Annotated in this window: 19 protein-coding genes; 1 reads left to right on the top strand and 18 read right to left on the bottom strand. The window is 51.8% G+C overall.

Annotated features, from left to right (window positions below):
* Positions 1 to 68 precede the first annotated feature (68 nt).
* The 4 genes from NK662_RS19100 to NK662_RS19085 are packed head-to-tail and all read right to left on the bottom strand — an operon-like array spanning position 69 to position 4,431.
* The gene (locus NK662_RS19100) at positions 69 to 854 is read right to left on the bottom strand and encodes a vWA domain-containing protein (RefSeq protein ID WP_254760553.1); all 786 of its coding nucleotides are present in this window, start codon (positions 852 to 854) and stop codon (positions 69 to 71) included.
* A gap of 29 nt (positions 855 to 883) precedes the next feature.
* Complete coding sequence (locus NK662_RS19095) at positions 884 to 2,887, bottom strand: lipopolysaccharide kinase InaA family protein (RefSeq protein WP_254760551.1); 2,004 nt, start codon at positions 2,885 to 2,887, stop codon at positions 884 to 886.
* Positions 2,888 to 2,899: 12 nt separating this feature from the next.
* Positions 2,900 to 3,466 (bottom strand): PIN domain-containing protein, encoded by a 567-nt coding sequence (locus NK662_RS19090; protein WP_254760550.1) that lies wholly within the window; start codon positions 3,464 to 3,466, stop codon positions 2,900 to 2,902.
* Positions 3,467 to 3,486: 20 nt separating this feature from the next.
* Entirely contained in the window at positions 3,487 to 4,431 is a 945-nt protein-coding gene (locus NK662_RS19085; RefSeq protein ID WP_254760548.1) for a hypothetical protein, read from the bottom strand.
* 179 nt (positions 4,432 to 4,610) lie between these two features.
* On the opposite strand from NK662_RS19085, the gene NK662_RS19080 reads away from it, so the two are divergent.
* Positions 4,611 to 5,138 carry a helix-turn-helix domain-containing protein gene (locus NK662_RS19080; RefSeq protein WP_254760547.1) on the top strand — a complete coding sequence of 176 codons (528 nt, stop codon included), beginning with the start codon at positions 4,611 to 4,613 and terminating at the stop codon, positions 5,136 to 5,138.
* 59 nt (positions 5,139 to 5,197) lie between these two features.
* Here the strand turns inward: NK662_RS19080 and NK662_RS19075 are convergent, their stop codons facing one another.
* From NK662_RS19075 to NK662_RS19010, 14 genes are all read right to left on the bottom strand, one after another.
* Entirely contained in the window at positions 5,198 to 5,455 is a 258-nt protein-coding gene (locus NK662_RS19075; protein ID WP_254760545.1) for an HPr family phosphocarrier protein, read from the bottom strand.
* A gap of 28 nt (positions 5,456 to 5,483) precedes the next feature.
* Entirely contained in the window at positions 5,484 to 6,434 is a 951-nt protein-coding gene (whiA, locus tag NK662_RS19070; protein ID WP_254760543.1) for a DNA-binding protein WhiA, read from the bottom strand.
* Positions 6,435 to 6,458: 24 nt separating this feature from the next.
* Positions 6,459 to 7,412, bottom strand: coding sequence for a gluconeogenesis factor YvcK family protein (locus tag NK662_RS19065; protein ID WP_254760542.1), 954 nt, complete (start codon positions 7,410 to 7,412; stop codon positions 6,459 to 6,461).
* 3 nt (positions 7,413 to 7,415) lie between these two features.
* Entirely contained in the window at positions 7,416 to 8,294 is an 879-nt protein-coding gene (rapZ, locus tag NK662_RS19060) for an RNase adapter RapZ (RefSeq protein WP_254760541.1), read from the bottom strand.
* A gap of 23 nt (positions 8,295 to 8,317) precedes the next feature.
* Positions 8,318 to 8,776 carry an NUDIX hydrolase gene (locus NK662_RS19055; RefSeq protein WP_254760540.1) on the bottom strand — a complete coding sequence of 153 codons (459 nt, stop codon included), beginning with the start codon at positions 8,774 to 8,776 and terminating at the stop codon, positions 8,318 to 8,320.
* A 306-nt stretch (positions 8,777 to 9,082) separates the two neighbouring features.
* Positions 9,083 to 10,036: a thioredoxin-disulfide reductase gene (gene trxB, locus NK662_RS19050; protein WP_254760539.1), complete on the bottom strand. Its 954-nt coding sequence runs from the start codon at positions 10,034 to 10,036 to the stop codon at positions 9,083 to 9,085.
* Between the two features lie 66 nt (positions 10,037 to 10,102).
* The gene (locus NK662_RS19045; protein ID WP_254760538.1) at positions 10,103 to 11,599 is read right to left on the bottom strand and encodes a tetratricopeptide repeat protein; all 1,497 of its coding nucleotides are present in this window, start codon (positions 11,597 to 11,599) and stop codon (positions 10,103 to 10,105) included.
* A gap of 182 nt (positions 11,600 to 11,781) precedes the next feature.
* Positions 11,782 to 12,300 carry an acyltransferase gene (locus tag NK662_RS19040; protein ID WP_254760537.1) on the bottom strand — a complete coding sequence of 173 codons (519 nt, stop codon included), beginning with the start codon at positions 12,298 to 12,300 and terminating at the stop codon, positions 11,782 to 11,784.
* An 11-nt stretch (positions 12,301 to 12,311) separates the two neighbouring features.
* Positions 12,312 to 12,944 carry a pyrophosphatase PpaX gene (ppaX, locus tag NK662_RS19035; protein WP_254760536.1) on the bottom strand — a complete coding sequence of 211 codons (633 nt, stop codon included), beginning with the start codon at positions 12,942 to 12,944 and terminating at the stop codon, positions 12,312 to 12,314.
* Complete coding sequence (locus NK662_RS19030) at positions 12,919 to 13,860, bottom strand: nucleoside recognition domain-containing protein (protein ID WP_254760620.1); 942 nt, start codon at positions 13,858 to 13,860, stop codon at positions 12,919 to 12,921. The genes ppaX and NK662_RS19030 overlap by 26 nt, the downstream gene beginning before the upstream one ends.
* Before the next feature lie 49 nt (positions 13,861 to 13,909).
* Positions 13,910 to 14,722: a prolipoprotein diacylglyceryl transferase gene (lgt, locus tag NK662_RS19025; protein ID WP_254760535.1), complete on the bottom strand. Its 813-nt coding sequence runs from the start codon at positions 14,720 to 14,722 to the stop codon at positions 13,910 to 13,912.
* A gap of 18 nt (positions 14,723 to 14,740) precedes the next feature.
* Positions 14,741 to 15,670 carry an HPr(Ser) kinase/phosphatase gene (hprK, locus tag NK662_RS19020; protein ID WP_254760534.1) on the bottom strand — a complete coding sequence of 310 codons (930 nt, stop codon included), beginning with the start codon at positions 15,668 to 15,670 and terminating at the stop codon, positions 14,741 to 14,743.
* A gap of 133 nt (positions 15,671 to 15,803) precedes the next feature.
* Positions 15,804 to 16,181: a phage holin family protein gene (locus tag NK662_RS19015; protein ID WP_254760533.1), complete on the bottom strand. Its 378-nt coding sequence runs from the start codon at positions 16,179 to 16,181 to the stop codon at positions 15,804 to 15,806.
* 17 nt (positions 16,182 to 16,198) lie between these two features.
* Positions 16,199 to 16,510: a hypothetical protein gene (locus NK662_RS19010; RefSeq protein WP_254760532.1), complete on the bottom strand. Its 312-nt coding sequence runs from the start codon at positions 16,508 to 16,510 to the stop codon at positions 16,199 to 16,201.
* Positions 16,511 to 16,550: the final 40 nt, after the last annotated feature.

Raw genomic sequence — 16,550 nt, 5'->3', positions numbered from 1 at the left:
CTATTAAAATATATACGGGAATTCCAGAGCAAACAAGGATGCCCGACCAATGCCGGGCACCCCCCTAGTCAGCTTCGGCGGATTTGGTTCCAAGGCGACACAACACCTTTGCTGTCGTCGCTCACCAAGTCCAGCTTATTTCCAGGATTCGGCACACCGCGTGTCAGCACAGAGGTGCTGCGGCTCAGCAGCTTAAAGAACTCCACGATGTTTTCCTTGTCAGCCATTTTCAGGACATTCTCCGGTGAAGAAGCGAATTGCTCAAGGAAGAAGGAATTTTCAATGTTGTCCCCAATGCTGATCGTAATGGACACAAGTCCCTTATCCTCTTTAAAGCGATTGAATTTCTTAAACGTATCCAGGAACTCTTGGTCTGTGTTTTGCAGCGGAATACCGTATCCCTCTTCATCCACGCGGTCGCTAAGCGTTGGATCGCCGTCTGTCATGATGATCATATGCGGCGGGTGGCAGATGATCCCTTCACTGGAGTAGATGCTCAGTTGCTCATCCAGCGCTTCAATTCCTTTTTCAATGGCTTCACAAAGAGGCGTAATGCCATCCGCGTAGAACACAGGGAAGTGCTGCTCGCGCAAATCTGCAAAGTCCACAGCCAAACGGGTGTCTCCGTTGCCAAATTCTACGATGGCGATCTCAATGTGGTCACATGTCTTCGGATCATCCAACAGCTGCTGGCGATAGATGCCCAAGCCTTCATTTAAACGAGTAATGTTATCGTGCGCGTTCATGGAACTGCTCGTGTCCACCAAAATGCAGATGGGGAGCTTTGCCCCCAAGCGGTCACGCAGGTTTGTTTTCTTCTTCTGAATACGCTCCAATTTTTGCATCAACGACATAGAATACCACTCCTTTTATACTGGGCTTGTCAGTTGCCCAAAACTTTTTTTAGCAATTGGCTGATGAAGCCGCCCTGCTGCTGCGGTTGCTGCGCCCGTTGCGGCCTTGGCTGCGGCTGTGGCTGTGGCTTCGGCGGTTGGGACGGGCCGCCCCCGCGCGCTGCTGCCATCGCGTCAAACTTTGCCTTAGCCTCCTGATGCTTGGGAGAACTGGAGAAAAACGCACGGAGCAGCGCCTCTACATTCTGCTTGTTCAATGTTGATTCCCACTCCGCCTTCATCGCCAAGCGTTCTTTCTCAGGCAGGCTCTCGTCCGTAAGCATCTTTTTGACATGTGTATCGTACAAGCTGATGCACTCATTGCAATACAGGTATGGATCACTTGTCTGAAAATGGGTCAGCACCTTGCCGTAATGATAATAGTACGGCTTCTGGCAGCTCTTGCAGGAGCATTTGAAATGAACGCGCTCCTCCTTGGCAATTGCAAAATTATCATAAATAATCTTATCGCTTTCCGGATTTTTCTCCAGATAGGAAAGATAATGCTCAATCGCCTTCATCATATGTGTGGTGGACGGCCTGAAGTCATGCCCCTGCTTGGCAAACGTTACATAGAACAGACACTTGATATACCGCGGCAAGTGTGAGTGTGTATAGTTGGACAAGGACGGCGCCTTCTTCTCATTGCGGTTCCGGTCCACGGCAACCTGGACACCAAACTCCCGCTGGATGAATTCAATGTCTTTTTCTTTAATTTTGTACGGATACAGACGCTTGCGCGTACTGTCCTCCAAGCTTTGGCCTGTCGGATGCGTATACGGATGCGCGTTTTTAAAGAGAATCATGAACAGCAGCAGCATGAGAGTGAAATACTCATTCTCAATGGTCCGCGGGACAAATCCATGCTTCTCACGCTGCTCCAGCCAAACCGGATCCGTAAATTCCGGCTGTTCAAAGGTAGAGGGGAAGCCCTCGATCTGGCAGCTGTCCAGGTCAATGATATAAATCTTGATATTGTCCGGGCTCTTCGCGTCAACCAGGATATTTTTCAAGTTAATATCGCCCATGATAATGCCATGGGTATGCAATTTCTTAAACTTAATAATGATTTTTTTGGCAATTGTCAAAAGATCGGAACGTTTGAAGCTTTCAAATGGATACTGATTTTTGGTGATGATATCTGACAGGACAATTCCTTCTGCCTTCTCCATCACGATGCCCACCAGGTTGCCGTGCTGGTCTGTCAGCTTATGCTGCGGCAGGATGATGTAGCGGTCGTTCAACTGATAGCCCGGATCATGTAAAAGCACACTTAACCGTTCATTGCGCTGGCGCATTTCCTCTTGGAACTTAAAGCAGTTCGGCAGGGGTGTTCCTTGCTTGTTGCCGGTTTTGTACACCTTGGCCAGCTTGCCGGGAACAAGCTCAAATACATCCGCTTCTCCACCGTCGCCAATACGCTGCTGCAGCGTCAGCGCCACTCCGTCACAGTATACAACGTCGCCTTCCTTCGGCTCGACCTTCTTGTATTCGACAAAGCCGTGCTCAGGAGAGAAGCTGATCACCTTGGCCAAGCCAATATCTATGAGGCGGTCCGCCCATTGTGCCGCATTTTGTTCACTTGTCAGCAGCACTGCGCGCTGATTTTCATTGGCGGACTTGAGAAGATTGCGGTAGAACTCCAGCTCATGCTTGACAATGTCATCGGGCTCAGGGTCTCTTCCCTCATCGAAGAAGGATGCCGTTTCCACGTAATCCATAAAATAATCCAGATAAGCATTCACAATCCGCTTTAAGGAATCATCGGGCGTCAGCTTCAAGGTGTTAATGGCATACTTGCCGATAAACAGCCGGTACTGGCTGTTCACTTTGCGGGCGTCTGCGATATGCTGCGGCACGAAGTCCTTGATGGCACGCATGACTTGCTTGCGCTGTGCTTCCGTGTATGCCGGATTGAGCAAATCATAGAAGAAATAGTGGTCAACGAGCAGCAGCTCCTGCCCATTCGCTTCAATTGAAAATGTGGTTTTCATAGGCATCTCCTATCATCTCAAGACTTCGGACGGGAAGCGTTTGGCCTCCCTGCGCTCAGGATCCAAAATCCATTCTTTTAATTGGCCAGTCGTCCAATTTACCTGCAATGCTTTCACCGCAAACTTGGACTCAACAGATTTCAAGAGATTGAGGTTCATTACATCCGTTGCCAAGCCGCGGTCATTTGTCAAAAGCGCGACGTGGGTATGCCGGCGCAGTTCTACGAAAATACTTAACAGTGAAACATCGTTGAAGCCGCGGATGGTGCCGGTATAATCAGAGCGCATCATCTCGGCATAGTTGGCCTTCGCCAGGCTTTTTGCCATTTCAATGCCGTCCAGCGCATCTGTGCGCCTTTGCAGATTCACAGATCCCGGGCGCTTGCTGATCCGTTCCATTTCCATCAGGACCGCTTCCGGAATGAAAATCCGAAAGTCCTTCTCCTGCTTGCTCCGCAGCGTCTCATTATAGCTTTCCACCAGCTTTGTTCGTAAGAAGCGCTGAAACTTTTTATCCATCAATGCACTTGCGTCCAAAATGATGTAGTGATGTGATAAATCAATGCCATCAATAATCATGCGCTTACCTCTTTTCGTAGTTACATATTTTCATTGGTCAGCAATGCCAATGACTGCTGCGCAATCCTGATCTGCAGCTGCAGCTCCTCTACTGTATGGAATTGGAGGGAAAGCGCCTGCTGATGAAACTGGAATGCTTTAAGCGGAGCATCTTCTCCCAAATCAATTGCCGCCTCAATTTCAAACAAGTCCGCGCGCAATCGCTTAATCAGCTGCCGGTCTTCCCCACTGGACTTCTTATATAATTCCAGCACCAAATCGTTCAGCTGCTCCAGCGCATCGGCCGTTTCGGCCTCCGGAATGTCCTGTTCTCCGTATGTATCTGACTCTGCTTCCGCCGCCTGCACTGCCTGTTCAGGCGCCGCTTCCGCTTCCCTTACCGTTTCCTTCCAAAACAACTCACTCATCTTGTCTTCCTCCTCCGCTTGCAGCTCCTCGTCCTCAAAGGCCCCGTCCACAGCATCCTCATTTGTATCCCATTCTGTCTGCTCCTCCAGGACTTGAACCACCTCCTCCACCGTTGCGGCGCATACCATGGCAGTTTTGAACTTTGCCAAGGCATGGAGAAGGGCTTCTACAATCTGCGCATTTCCCAACAATTCCTCTTCTGTCATTGCTGCACAAGGACGGAAAAAGGATTCTCCAAGAAGAACCGTTTCCTTCTCATCCTTGAACTGCAACGATACATAAAAAACAGGATTGGCCGAAGCGTCATGCTGCTTGGAATACACTCCGCATTGCAGCTGTTCCATTTCTTCCCTGCGGATCGTGGAACGCAGCGCCTGCAAAAATCCCGCCTGCGAGCCATTTAATGCTTCTACAATTCCTTTGCTTCTATCACTGCTGGCCGCCGCTTCCACAAACGCTTCTACAACACGGCCGCCCAATACAAAACCCAAAAAGGAAATACCTACTTCTGCATAATGATGCGGGTACAGCTCCTGAATCTCCCTTGCTTGTGTCATCGGAGCACCTCCTGTAACGGAAATTACCTTACTTTATTAAATATAGCAGTTTGTAAATAACTTGTAAATAGCTCTTGTGATATTTTCACCAATTTTATTTTAAAAGGTATAAAACTATATTAATTTCACAAAAAGTTGGGTTATAATAGATGTAATAACGAACTGAAGGAGGTTCTATCGTGAGTGATATTACTGAGAAATATATAGCTCTGGGACAGAGGATAAAGGAACGCCGAAAAGAACTCGGGCTCACTATGACTGAGGTTGCCAATGAAACAAATTTATCACAGAGCGCAATATCCATGATTGAGAATGGCCTGCGCCAGCCCACGCTGCAGACCATAACCCGGCTTTCACAAGTGCTCCAATATGACTTTGCACAGCTGCTGACCATGAATCAGACAACACCGGTCTATACCGAGGAGAAAGCAGACCAAGGGGCAAATGATGTGCTCCAGATCGAGGCCTTGCAATTCCAGCTGCCCCTGCAGCTGCTGAGCATACCGCAGCCCCTGCCGGATGAGGAACTGAACCGATTGGTTGTGTCGGCCCTGTTGCAGGAGGCGCAGAAGATTTTTCAGGAAGAGCAAGTACAGAAGCGTCTGGAGCAGGCTGTAGCCCATGTGCTCCAAGCTGATATTGAACGCAAGCAGCGTGAATTGGAGCAAACCATACGGATATTCAAGGGAATTCGTACAGAGAGATAAAGAGCAGCACGAATAGAACCGGCTGTGCATACAGCCGGTTCTATTCTCAAGCTTATTTGTTATTGTTCCTTCTGCACATAATTCGTCAGCACTTCAAGCGCCTCCTGCTCGTCATGCCCTTCCGCAATAATTGTGATCACAGCGTTGGCGCCGACAGCCAGACTCATGAGGCCCATGATGCTTTTCGCATTCACCTTGCGGCCATCCTTCTCAATGAAAACATCTGACTGGAAGCGATTTGCTTCCTGCACAAACAATGCGGCCGGGCGTGCCTGCAGCCCGTATTTCAAGCCAACCTCCACTTCCTTTTGCACCACTGCACATCTCTCCCTTCCCTTTTTTCCACTATTTCTGTATGCTCATCTCGCCTGCCCGCAATTTCTCTGCAATCTCATCAATTTTTCGCAGACGATGGTTGATGCCGGATTTGCTGATGGCCCCGCCGGACACCATTTCGCCCAGCTCCTTCAGCGTTACATCCTCGTAGTTAATCCGCAGCTCGGCAATTTCCCGCAGCTTCGCCGGCAAAATATCCAATCCGACTGTACGGTCAATGTACTTGATGTTCTCAATCTGCCGGAGCGCGGCACCGATGGTTTTGTTGAGGTTTGCGGTCTCGCAGTTGACCAGACGGTTCACGGAGTTGCGCATGTCGCGCACAATGCGGATATCCTCAAACCGCAGCAGCGCATTATGCGCCCCGATGATGTTCAGGAATTCGGTGATTTTCTCCGCTTCCTTCAAATACGTGATGTACCCTTTACGGCGCTCCAATGTTTTGCTGTTTAAATCGAACTCATTCATAAGCTCACAGATGGAGTCATTATGCTCTTGATAGAGCGAGAACACTTCCAGGTGATAAGAAGATGTCTCCGGATTGTTCACCGAACCGCCGGCTAAGAATGCACCGCGCAAATAGGAGCGCTTGCAGCATTTCTTCTTGATCAAATCACGGGAAATCGTTCGAAGCAGGGAAAATCCCTCTTCGATGATGCGCAGATCCTCCAGAACCTCCTTGGCCTTCTCCACAAGCCGCACAATGTACACATTGTTCTTTTTCAAACGCATTTTCTTTCGGACCAGCAGCTCCACCGTAACCTCATAGCTTTTCTTCAACAATGTATAAATACGGCGGGCAATCGCCGCATTTTCCGTTTGAATATCGACAATCATGTGACGGTTGGAGAATGAAAGGGACCCGTTCATGCGGATGAGCGCTGACAGCTCTGCCTTCACACAGCAGTCCTTAATTTCCAGGTTCGTTAACTCCTTTTTTGTTTCTGATGCGAAAGACATCTCTCTCACCTCCTCATTCAAATCCTATAAAAGCGATGCCAAAATGGCTGATAATTTTGTTGTGTCATGGCGCACTACATCATCGTTATATTTTGCAATAGCATCCTCGATGATGGCAACGCCCATTTCCTGTAAACGTTCCCTGTCACATACGACAGGAGTGGACATCTCACCTTGATAGCGCTCGAGCAGATACCCCGGAATTTCTCCGTTATTCACAATGACTGTATCAATAAAGGAGGATCCGAGGTGGTCGTGCAGCGCCTGAATGTGGTCGCTCGCGGCATATCCCATGGTTTCGCCCGCTTGCGTCATCACGTTGCATACATACACCTTCTTGGCTTTCGCCTTCACCACTGCGGCCCCGATCTTCTTCACGAGCAGGTTTGGCAGAATGCTGGTGTACAGGCTGCCAGGCCCGCAGACAATGAGGTCGGCACGCCGGATTTCATTGATGGCTTCACGCAGGGGCTCCACATGCTCCGGTGTCAGGAACACCCGCTTGATCCGTTTGCCGGAATACGGAATTTTTGATTCGCCGGTAATCACCTGGCCATCCTCGAATTCAGCATGGAGCACAACGCTTTGATTGGCGGCAGGGAGAACACGGCCGCGCACATTCAATACCTTGCTCATTTCTGTAATGGCGTGAAAAAAGTCACCCGTTATGGAGGTCATGCCCGCCAGCAGCAGGTTGCCAAGCGCATGGCCGGTCAGGCCGTCACCCGCCGTAAACCGGTGCTGCAGCAGCGCTTCCACAAGCGGCTCCACATCCGAAAGTGCCACGAGCACATTGCGCACATCCCCTGGCGGCGGGATATCCATTTCATCGCGCAGACGGCCGGAGCTGCCTCCGTCGTCTGCGACTGTGACAATGGCGGTGATGTCAACCGGGTGCTTCTTTAATCCCCGGAGGAGCACGGACAAGCCGGTCCCTCCGCCGATGATGACAATCTTCGCTTTTTTGCCTTTATCCATGTATCAATGACCCTTTCTCTTCTCGACATCACGGTGGGACACATGTGTCTGGAATTCTTTGGCGAAATGCTTCGTCAAATACTCTGCAATGGTAACGGACCGGTGCTGTCCGCCGGTACAGCCGATTGCGATGACGAGCTGGCTTTTCCCCTCCCGCTTGTAGTGCGGCAGCATGAACGAGATCAAGTCTGTCAGCTTTTCCAAAAACTTATGTGTTTCATTAAATTTCAGCACATAGGAAGATACTTCTTCATCCAATCCGGTCAACGGCTTCATGGACGGGATATAGAACGGATTCGGCAGGAAACGCACATCAAACATCAAATCCGCGTCAATCGGCACGCCGTATTTGAAGCCAAAGGACATGACGTTCACCCGGAACGTCTCCTGTTCATGGGATGAAAACAGCTTGGCAATCTTTTCCCGCAGCTCCTTCGGCTTCAGATCCGTTGTATCAATCACCATATTCGCCCGCACCTTCATGTCGCCAAGCAGCTCCCGCTCCAGTTCAATGCCCTTCAGCGGAAGCCCTGTCGGCGCCAATGGATGGGAACGGCGGGTTTCCTTATACCGGGTGACGAGGGCGCTGTCCCTCGCATCCAAAAATAAAATGTTGGGAATGACCCATGTGCGCTCTGTCAGGTCATCCAGCGCCTCCCACAGATGGTCGAAAAACTCGCGGCCGCGCAGGTCGATGCCGAGCGCCACCTTATCCATCTTGTTGGCGGATTCGGACATAAGCTCCACAAACTTCGGCAGCAGCGCCGGCGGCAGATTATCCACACAGAAATAGCCCAGATCCTCAAAGCTTTGCAGGGCAACCGTTTTTCCCGCGCCGGACATCCCTGTCACAATCACCATTTTAATATCATTCTTTTGCATCTTGCCTTCCTCCCTTCCTCCGTTCAGCTTGGGTCTAAGCGATAGGAAATCAACTCAAAATCAGGTGTATAAATAAAGGTTCCATAGATGATGCCGCTTCCCTTTATGAGATAGTCAATAATGTGATAATCACCGGGAGCCATCGCCAAATTGCCGATGTCCCCCACCCGCTGCCACCGGAGGATGCCTTCTTCGCACTCCTCTTGGTTCTCTCCTGTATAGTCTGTCGCCAGGAAGGAGAACATCATCCATTCTGAAACGACTTTTTCGTTTTCTTGTATAACAAATGTGAAGACACCCTTTAAGGAAGGATTTTTCAAGTAAATACCTGTTTCTTCGCGGTATTCCCGCACCACCGCTTCACGCACGGTTTCTCCGAGCTCCATCTTGCCGCCCGGCGCGACCCACCAGTTGCGGCGCGGCTTTTGGAGCAACAGCACTTCATTCTCTTTCAGCAATACGCAGTTTGTCACCCGCTGCATCTTTTCACCCCAGCTATTTCTCCGCGGCCCCGTGCAGGGCCTCAGTTGCATTTTTTGCTCTGTAGTTTCCCTTCATTATACTATTATTTTATCGCTGCCACAACGAAGCGGGCATAGCATAAAATTGAATAATCTGAAAAGTTTTCCGGAATGCCAAAGGGCAGCCTGACAGAAAAAAAGAGCACAGGTCGCAGTTCCTGTGCTCTCTCCAGTCCTTATATAAAATAAGGGGGTCAACTGCTTCTATCATACCCGATTTCCATTGCAATCCGGTTACAGGGAGATAAAGAAACAGTTACCAATATGTTACTGTTGTGGGGCCTTCAGCTCTTCCTTCAGTTCTTCCACATAGTGCTGCGCGTTCTGGGCTGCGATGCTGCCGTCGCCGGTTGCCGTAACGATTTGGCGCAGCGTCTTCTCACGCACGTCACCGGCGGCGAAAATGCCTTCCACCCGTGTTTCCATACGGTCATTTGTTTCAATATAGCCATTCTCGTTCGTAATGCCAAGCGCCACGAACGGCTTGGACAATGGCAGCATGCCGATATAGATGAAGACGCCGTCCGTTTTGAATTCGCGGTCTTCGCCTGTGTTGACATCTGTCAGCGTTACGCTGCCCACCTTGCCGCCCTCTTCATTGATCTGCTTGACTGTGCTGTTCCAGATGAACTCAATTTTTTCATTCTGGAACGCCCGGTCCTGCAGAATCTTCTGCGCGCGCAGCTTGTCGCGGCGATGGACAATCGTCACCTTGGACGCAAAGCGCGTCAGATATACGCCTTCCTCCACCGCGGAGTCGCCGCCGCCGACAACCACGAGCTCTTTTCCTTTAAAGAAGGCGCCGTCGCAAACCGCACAGTAGGATACGCCGCGGCCGCCAAGCTCCTTCTCGCCGGGAACGCCGACCTTCTTATATTCCGCACCGCTCGCGATAATGATGGAGCGTGTCTTGTATTGCTTCTTGCCGGCAACAATCGTTTTGTATTCCTTGCCGTCCACAATTTCTTTCACATCGCCGTATGCATACTCGGCGCCGAATTTCTTCGCATGCTCGAACATTTTGTTGGAAAGGTCCGGTCCGAGAATGTGGTCATAGCCCGGATAGTTTTCCACCTCTTCCGTGTTGGCCATCTGCCCGCCCGGAATGCCCCGCTCGATCATGAGCGTAGTCATATTCGCACGTGATGTATAGAGCGCAGCCGTCATTCCCGCCGGCCCGGCGCCAATAATCACAACATCATAAATTTTTTCTTCAGACACAACAAATCACTCCTTATCCCTTGTCGCATTATGTCCATTATACTGTCCGGCCCGCAGTTTTCCCAATCATCTGCCTAGCTGCTTGACCGTCTGCACATACTTGCGCAAGGTTGAAATCGATATATTATATATGTGTCCAATCTCTGCCTGTGTCATGTTTCGCTTCTGTGTGCTGCGGGTAATATATTCCACCGCGGCAGCCCAGCCGGCGGCATTCTTAAAGGATTGATGCTGATAAGAGTCTGCAAAGACCTTAAACAGCAGCCAGAGGCAATCCTCGACAAATTGATCCGGTTCATTGCGGTTGTACAGCGCCTCAGCCGCCTCCACGCAGTTGCGGAATTCCTGCAGCTCCTTCGGCACCTGCTTGCCGCTTGCTTCGAGGAACAGATAGCGCGCCATTTGCGACAGCACCGGCTCCTCCTGCTGAATATAGGCAAACAGCAGCCCGATCCGTTCCGGCAGATCCACTTTATTGATGAAATACAGCCCCATCAGCTTTCCTTCCAAGCTCTGTTCGCCTTCGAAGGCATCCTCCAAGTGCTTCAGCAGCAGATGGGCATCCTCATGATGCTCCTCTGCCAGATGCCACGGCTCCTTTCCTGCCCGGTCCGGGTACATCTCCACAACCTGCTTCCATACCTTGTCGGCAGTCGCCTGATCCCCCGTCTTGTATGCCGTGTAGGCAAGCCAATAGTAGAAGCTGAAATCACCTTCATAGCCGTACCGCTTCAGCAGCTTCAGCCAGCGGTAGGCGTCCTCGTAGCGGCCGATGGTTGCCAGCGTGGTGCCAAGCTTAAAGCGCTGCTCCACCATCATCGGATACACATGCTCCAGGCCGGCGGCGAGCTTGTTCACCTGCTCGATTTCGCCGATGGAGTACAGGAAAATGAGGCTGTTGCACAGCGCGTGCAGGTTGCCGGGATTCCGTTCCAGCACCTCCTCGGCAATGCGCAGCGCGTCCTTGACGTCACCCAGCTGAAAGCGCACGATGGCCAAGTTGTTGTAGGCGGCCCAGAATTCCGGGTATTGCTTGATGATGGAGTGCAGGATGAACACCGCTTCCTCCAGCTGTCCGTTCCGGATGTGCGCATTGGCGCGCTCCTGCAGCAGAATCAGCTCATCCTCGCCCTCAATTTCATCGCCGCTCTCCTCCTCGGCAATTATATCCAGCAGCTCCAGCGCGTCTTCCACATACTCCTCTTGCTTCGTTACATCCAAGTACTGCCGCGCATATTTTTTCGCCTGATAAAACAAACCAAGGTTTGCGTAGTTGTCCGCCATATAGAAATAGCACTCTTCCATTTTCGGGTGCGCCCGCAGCACATCCTGCAGCACCTGGTTGGATTCATGGTAGCTGCCCGCTTCCGCCAGAGCCGCCGCGAGTTCGCACAGAATGAACGGCTCCGGTTCAATTTCAGCGGCACGCTGCAGATAGCGGATGGCCTCGTCTACATCATGCCGGCGCAGCGCCCGCATTCCTTTTTCGTAAAAGAAGCGGCCGGACTGGTGGAAGGTGATGACTTGTCCTTTGTCTTCTCGCATGTTCTGATTTTTCCCCATACATCCTCCATTTGTACAATCTTTAACGAATGTCTATATATGTCCAACTATAAGTATAAACGATACGAATGAAAACAAAACAGTTTATTATATGTCAGTTTTGGTTTTTTCAGTATAAAAGAAGAAAATTTTTTAGTTTTGCGGCTGAAGAACGGCGCACATAGAAAAAGAAACCCGCCGTTTCAGGCGAGTTCCTCTTTCTTGCGCTGCTCCATCTCTTCTTTCGTATAGATGATGCGCATCGGGTTGCCTCCGGCAAAGGCGCCGGCCGGCACGTCCTTATGCACCAGCGTGGCGGCGGAAACAATGGCCCCGTCGCCGATGGTGACTCCCGGCAGAATGGTGGAGTTCGCGCCTATCATGACCTCATCGCCAATTTCCACCTCGCCAAGACGGTACTCCCGAATGAGATACTCATGGGCCAGAATCGTTGTATTATAGCCGATAACCGTATTGCGGCCCACCTTGATGTTCTCCGGGAACATAATGTCCGGCATCACCATCAGCGCGAAGGAGGTCTGCTCCCCGACCTCCATGCGCAGGAAGGTGCGGTACATCCAGTTCTTCACCCCAAGAAACGGGGTGTAGCGCGCCACTTGAATGACCATTACATTTTTCAAGACCTTCCAGAAGGAGACAGTCTGATAGAGCTGCCAAAGGGAGTTCGGTCCGGAAACCGGATAGCGTGTCGTCCGTCTCATGCCGATTCTCCTTACAGCATGTCAAGCAGGTCGCTCATGCGGTCCAGCATGTAATCCGGCTGATAGCTTTCCAGATACGCTCTTCCTTTAATCGACCAGGCCACACCCGCTGTTTTGGTGCCGGCATTTTTGCCGCCCATCACATCATGATGGTTGTCGCCGACCATCAGTGCTTCCTCCGGCTTTGCGCCCAGCTGCTGCAGCGCTTTTTCCAGCGGCTCCGGATGCGGCTTGACAAACTCGACGTCGTCAATTGTGACAATCACTTCGAAAAACCCATCCAGCTTTGTCAGCTGCAGCCCCATCTCCACCGTGCGGCGCGCCTTCGTCGTTACGATGCCGAGCTTATAGCCGCGCTGCTTCAGCTCCTTCACCGTATCGTATACGGACTCGTATTCCTCCACCAGCAGGTCGTGGTTCAAATGGTTGAAGTCGCGGTAGCGCTGAATCATTTCGTCCACCCGGGTGCTGTCAATTTCGGTAAAGGTCTCCCGCAGCGACGGGCCGATGAACGGCAGCACATCCTCGCGCTTATAGCGGTTCGGATAATAGTGGTTCAGCGTATGCAGAAATGAAGAAATAATCAGTTCGTTTGTATTAATGAGTGTGCCATCCAGGTCAAACAGTATGGTATTGATCTTCATCATGGACTTCCTTTCGTTCTAGTCGTTTCCAAACAAACGCCACGATCATGGTGAGCACGAATGCCGTCACCAAACGGATCAGCAGAAGCGGCAGCACCGGAATGCCAAGCGGTGCAAAGATGAGCGTATCCTCGATTACAGCATGGCAGGCCACCAGAAAAATGAAGGCAAGTGTCAGGTCCTTTTTTGAAACACCGTCATCCTTCACAGCCTGAATCATCACGCCTGCTCCGTAGGCCAAACCAATAATGAGCCCGGCCGTCATCGTGGTGGCGGTATTCTCCTTCATGCCGAGCACGCGGGTGACCGGCGCCAGCCAGCGGGAGAACACATCCAGGAAGCCAACTTCCTTCAACACCTGCATCACAATCATCAGCGGCAGCACGATCATGGCGAGCTGCAGGATGCCGAATACGGCGGTGTGGATTCCCTGCCACGCAATCTCCAGCCAGCCATGCGGCTGCACGCCCTTTGCCGGAAGCAGGGTGTACTTGGCAATGTCACCGCCGCCCTTCCAGAACAGGCTGATGACCACGGCGGAAGCAAACGCAAGCCCGAGCCGGACGCCAAGCACCACAGAGGTTTTGATGCCCACCCGTGTTGCGACGGTGGATTCCACCAACAGGTTATGGGCGAATGACAGCATCACTGCCAGAATGAACACTTCTTTTACCGTCAAGGTCAGCGACAGCATCACCCCGATTGCCGCGTACAAATTGACAAAAAAGCCGAAGACCAGGGCAATGGCGGCATCACCCGGCAAGCCGAGCCAGCCCATCAGCGGCGCAATGACCTTTGTCAGCCACGGCAGCACCGGCGTGTACTTTAAAATCGTGACCAGCAGGGTAATCGGGAAAATCACTTTGCCGAGCACCCATGTTGTTTTCAAACCGGCCAACAGGCCTCTTTTCAGCATCCCCACAAGCTTCTCCCCCTCCAAATACGGAAAGCGCCTGTCCGGGCGCTTATCCTTCTAAATACCGCTTGTTCGCATATCCCATTTTCCGGCGGATGATGATGCCGATGATGGAGCCGACAATCAGCACAATGGAGATGACCTGGGCAATCCGCAGCGGCCCGAGCATCAGGCTGTCCGTGCGTAGGCCTTCTACAAAGAACCGGCCAATGGAATACCAAATCAAATACGTGAAAAACAGCTCCCCGCGGCGCAGGTTCGCTCTCCGGAGCAGGAGCAGCAGGACCACTCCTGTAAAGCTCCAAAGAGACTCATACAGGAAGGTCGGATGATGGTACGCGCCTTCAATGTACATCTGGTTAATAATGAAGCCAGGCAGGTGCAAGCTCTCTAAGAAGCTACGCGATACTTCCCCGCCGTATGCCTCCTGGTTCATAAAATTCCCCCAGCGGCCGATGGCCTGTCCAAGCAGAATGCTCGGCGCGGCGATATCCACCAGCTTCCAAAACGACAGCCCGCGGCGTCTGGCGAATACAATCCCTGTGGCAATGGCGCCGATCAAGCCGCCGTGAATGGCCAAACCGCCTTGGCGGATGTTAATAATCTGGTCTGGATGCGCGCTGTAATAGCTCCATTCAAAAATGACATAGTAGGTGCGCGCGCATAAAATGGCGATTGGTACAGCAAATAATACAACATCAACAAATGTGTCTTTCGGAACGCCCCGTCTCTCTCCCTCTCGTACAGCCAGCAGCAGCGCAAGCAATACGCCTGTGCCGATGATGACGCCATACCAGTAAATGGAGAAAGGCCCGAGCTGCACGAAGACGCGGTCCAAATGCGGAACAGATCCTAGCAGCATCCCTTTACTCCCTCTCTCTTACTCTTCTTTGCCAACCTCAATGGCGTTCATCAGCCGCTCGGAGAATTGCTGGGCCGCATTGACGCCCATGCGCTTCAGGCGGAAGTTCATCGCCGCCACCTCGATGATGACAGCCAGGTTTCGTCCAGGCCGCACCGGCAAGGTGATTTTTGTAATATCGGTATCAATGATGCGCATCTTTTCTTCATCAAGGCCAAGCCGGTCATAGTTTTTCTTCTGATCCCACAGCTCCAGATGAATAACGAGCGACAGGCGCTTATGATTGCGCACAGCTCCCGCGCCAAACAGCGTCATCACATTGATGATGCCCAAGCCCCGGATCTCCAGAAGGTGCTCAATCAGCTCAGGCGAGCTTCCAACCAGCGTATCCTCGTCTTCCTGCCGGATTTCCACACTGTCATCCGCAACAAGACGGTGGCCGCGCTTCACCAGCTCAAGCGCTGTTTCACTTTTCCCGACGCCGCTGGAGCCTGTAATCAGCACACCCACACCATAAATGTCGACCAATACGCCATGGATGGCGGTGGTCGGCGCCAGCTTGCTTTCCAGATAGTTGGTCAGGCGGCTGGACAGGCGTGTTGTTTTCTGATTGGAGCAAAGCAGCGGCACACCCGTCAGCCTGGAGGCCTCCAGCAGCTCAGGCGGCACGTCCTCGCCCCGTGTGACAATAATGCACGGCGTGTCCGGCGTACAAAGCGCCATCATCCGGTCGCGGCGCTGGTCCTCCTCCAGGGTGGAGAAGAAGGTAAGCTCTGTTTTGCCAAGCAGCTGCACCCGCTCTGCCGGGTAATATGTGAAGAAGCCGGCCATCTCAATCCCGGGCCGCGACAGGTCGCTCGTCCGGATCGGGCGGTGAATGCCTTCCTCACCGCTGATCAGCTCCATCTGAAATTGTTCAATCAAGTCTTTCGTGCGGACTTTCGGCATGGTGCACCTCCGTTGTAAGTATACGTTTCCTATTCTAACACTTTTTGTAGAAAAGTCGAAATGTATCCTAAGGATTTCAGGCACCCCGATGCGGACAAAAAAACCCTGCCGCAGCAGGGCAAGGTCAGCAAGGCTACTCCTTCCGCTCTGACAGCGGGCGGAGTATGGCCCGGTCAATCAGCATGTTGAAAACAGAGATTCCGATGGCCGCGGCAACGGCTGCGCCAAAGCCTTGAATGTCAAAGGAGCTTCCAAGAATGGCATCGGCCATCTTCAGCGTGATGGCATTGATGACCACCAGGAAAAAGCCAAATGTCACAACCGTGATGGGCAATGTCACCAGAATCAGCAGCGGCTTCACAAACACATTCAAGAGCGAGAGAATGACGCTGGCCACAATGGCCGTGCCGATGTTGGCAATATAAAACGAGTCCGGCACAAGAATCTTCATCAAGCCCGCCACGACAATGAGAACAAGGCCGTTCAGCAGGATGGAGAGAATCCATCTCATAGGCGAAACATCCTTTCTTATAATTTCATCAGCAGCTGCACACCCTTAACTAGATTCCAAATGTAAGAAATAAGTGATAACAGGAACATAATAAGCAGAACAACGAATGTGCCCGCTGCCATGACGGCGCCTTCCGGGGCAGACATCCATACGACAATCAGCCCCGCCAGACTCCCATAGGGGATGAGATGTGAAATCAGCGCGCGCTTCGCGTGCCACTTGACCTCCGCATCAGGCAGCGCGAAGCAGACAACAACCGGAAACAAAAACGGCGCAAACAGCACGCTGAAATAACAGCCGGCTGCCACCAAGCGTTTTGTCGAATGCAAGGCCATTCCCCTCTCTGATGTACAAGCGGCCCCAGTATGC

It is taken from the genome of Ectobacillus ponti (assembly GCF_024294785.1).
GTDB classification, from domain to species: Bacteria; Bacillota; Bacilli; order Bacillales; family Bacillaceae_G; genus Ectobacillus; species Ectobacillus ponti.
Note: the sequence above shows the minus strand (reverse complement) of the source record. Positions and strands in the feature narration are given on the sequence as shown.

Excerpts from the sequence above, each read along its gene's own strand:
- NK662_RS19090 (WP_254760550.1), bottom strand. The coding sequence starts at position 3,466 with ATGATTATTGATGGCATTGATTTATCACATCACTACATCATTTTGGAC.
- NK662_RS19015 (WP_254760533.1), bottom strand. The coding sequence starts at position 16,181 with ATGAGATGGATTCTCTCCATCCTGCTGAACGGCCTTGTTCTCATTGTC.
- lgt (WP_254760535.1), bottom strand. The coding sequence starts at position 14,722 with ATGCTGCTAGGATCTGTTCCGCATTTGGACCGCGTCTTCGTGCAGCTC.
- rapZ (WP_254760541.1), bottom strand. The coding sequence starts at position 8,294 with ATGCAAAAGAATGATATTAAAATGGTGATTGTGACAGGGATGTCCGGC.
- whiA (WP_254760543.1), bottom strand. The coding sequence starts at position 6,434 with ATGTCTTTCGCATCAGAAACAAAAAAGGAGTTAACGAACCTGGAAATT.
- NK662_RS19095 (WP_254760551.1), bottom strand. The coding sequence starts at position 2,887 with ATGAAAACCACATTTTCAATTGAAGCGAATGGGCAGGAGCTGCTGCTC.
- NK662_RS19065 (WP_254760542.1), bottom strand. The coding sequence starts at position 7,412 with ATGGATAAAGGCAAAAAAGCGAAGATTGTCATCATCGGCGGAGGGACC.
- NK662_RS19055 (WP_254760540.1), bottom strand. The coding sequence starts at position 8,776 with ATGCAGCGGGTGACAAACTGCGTATTGCTGAAAGAGAATGAAGTGCTG.
- NK662_RS19040 (WP_254760537.1), bottom strand. The coding sequence starts at position 12,300 with ATGAGACGGACGACACGCTATCCGGTTTCCGGACCGAACTCCCTTTGG.
- NK662_RS19100 (WP_254760553.1), bottom strand. The coding sequence starts at position 854 with ATGTCGTTGATGCAAAAATTGGAGCGTATTCAGAAGAAGAAAACAAAC.
- NK662_RS19045 (WP_254760538.1), bottom strand. The coding sequence starts at position 11,599 with ATGGGGAAAAATCAGAACATGCGAGAAGACAAAGGACAAGTCATCACC.
- NK662_RS19085 (WP_254760548.1), bottom strand. The coding sequence starts at position 4,431 with ATGACACAAGCAAGGGAGATTCAGGAGCTGTACCCGCATCATTATGCA.
- NK662_RS19030 (WP_254760620.1), bottom strand. The coding sequence starts at position 13,860 with ATGCTGAAAAGAGGCCTGTTGGCCGGTTTGAAAACAACATGGGTGCTC.
- ppaX (WP_254760536.1), bottom strand. The coding sequence starts at position 12,944 with ATGAAGATCAATACCATACTGTTTGACCTGGATGGCACACTCATTAAT.
- hprK (WP_254760534.1), bottom strand. The coding sequence starts at position 15,670 with ATGCCGAAAGTCCGCACGAAAGACTTGATTGAACAATTTCAGATGGAG.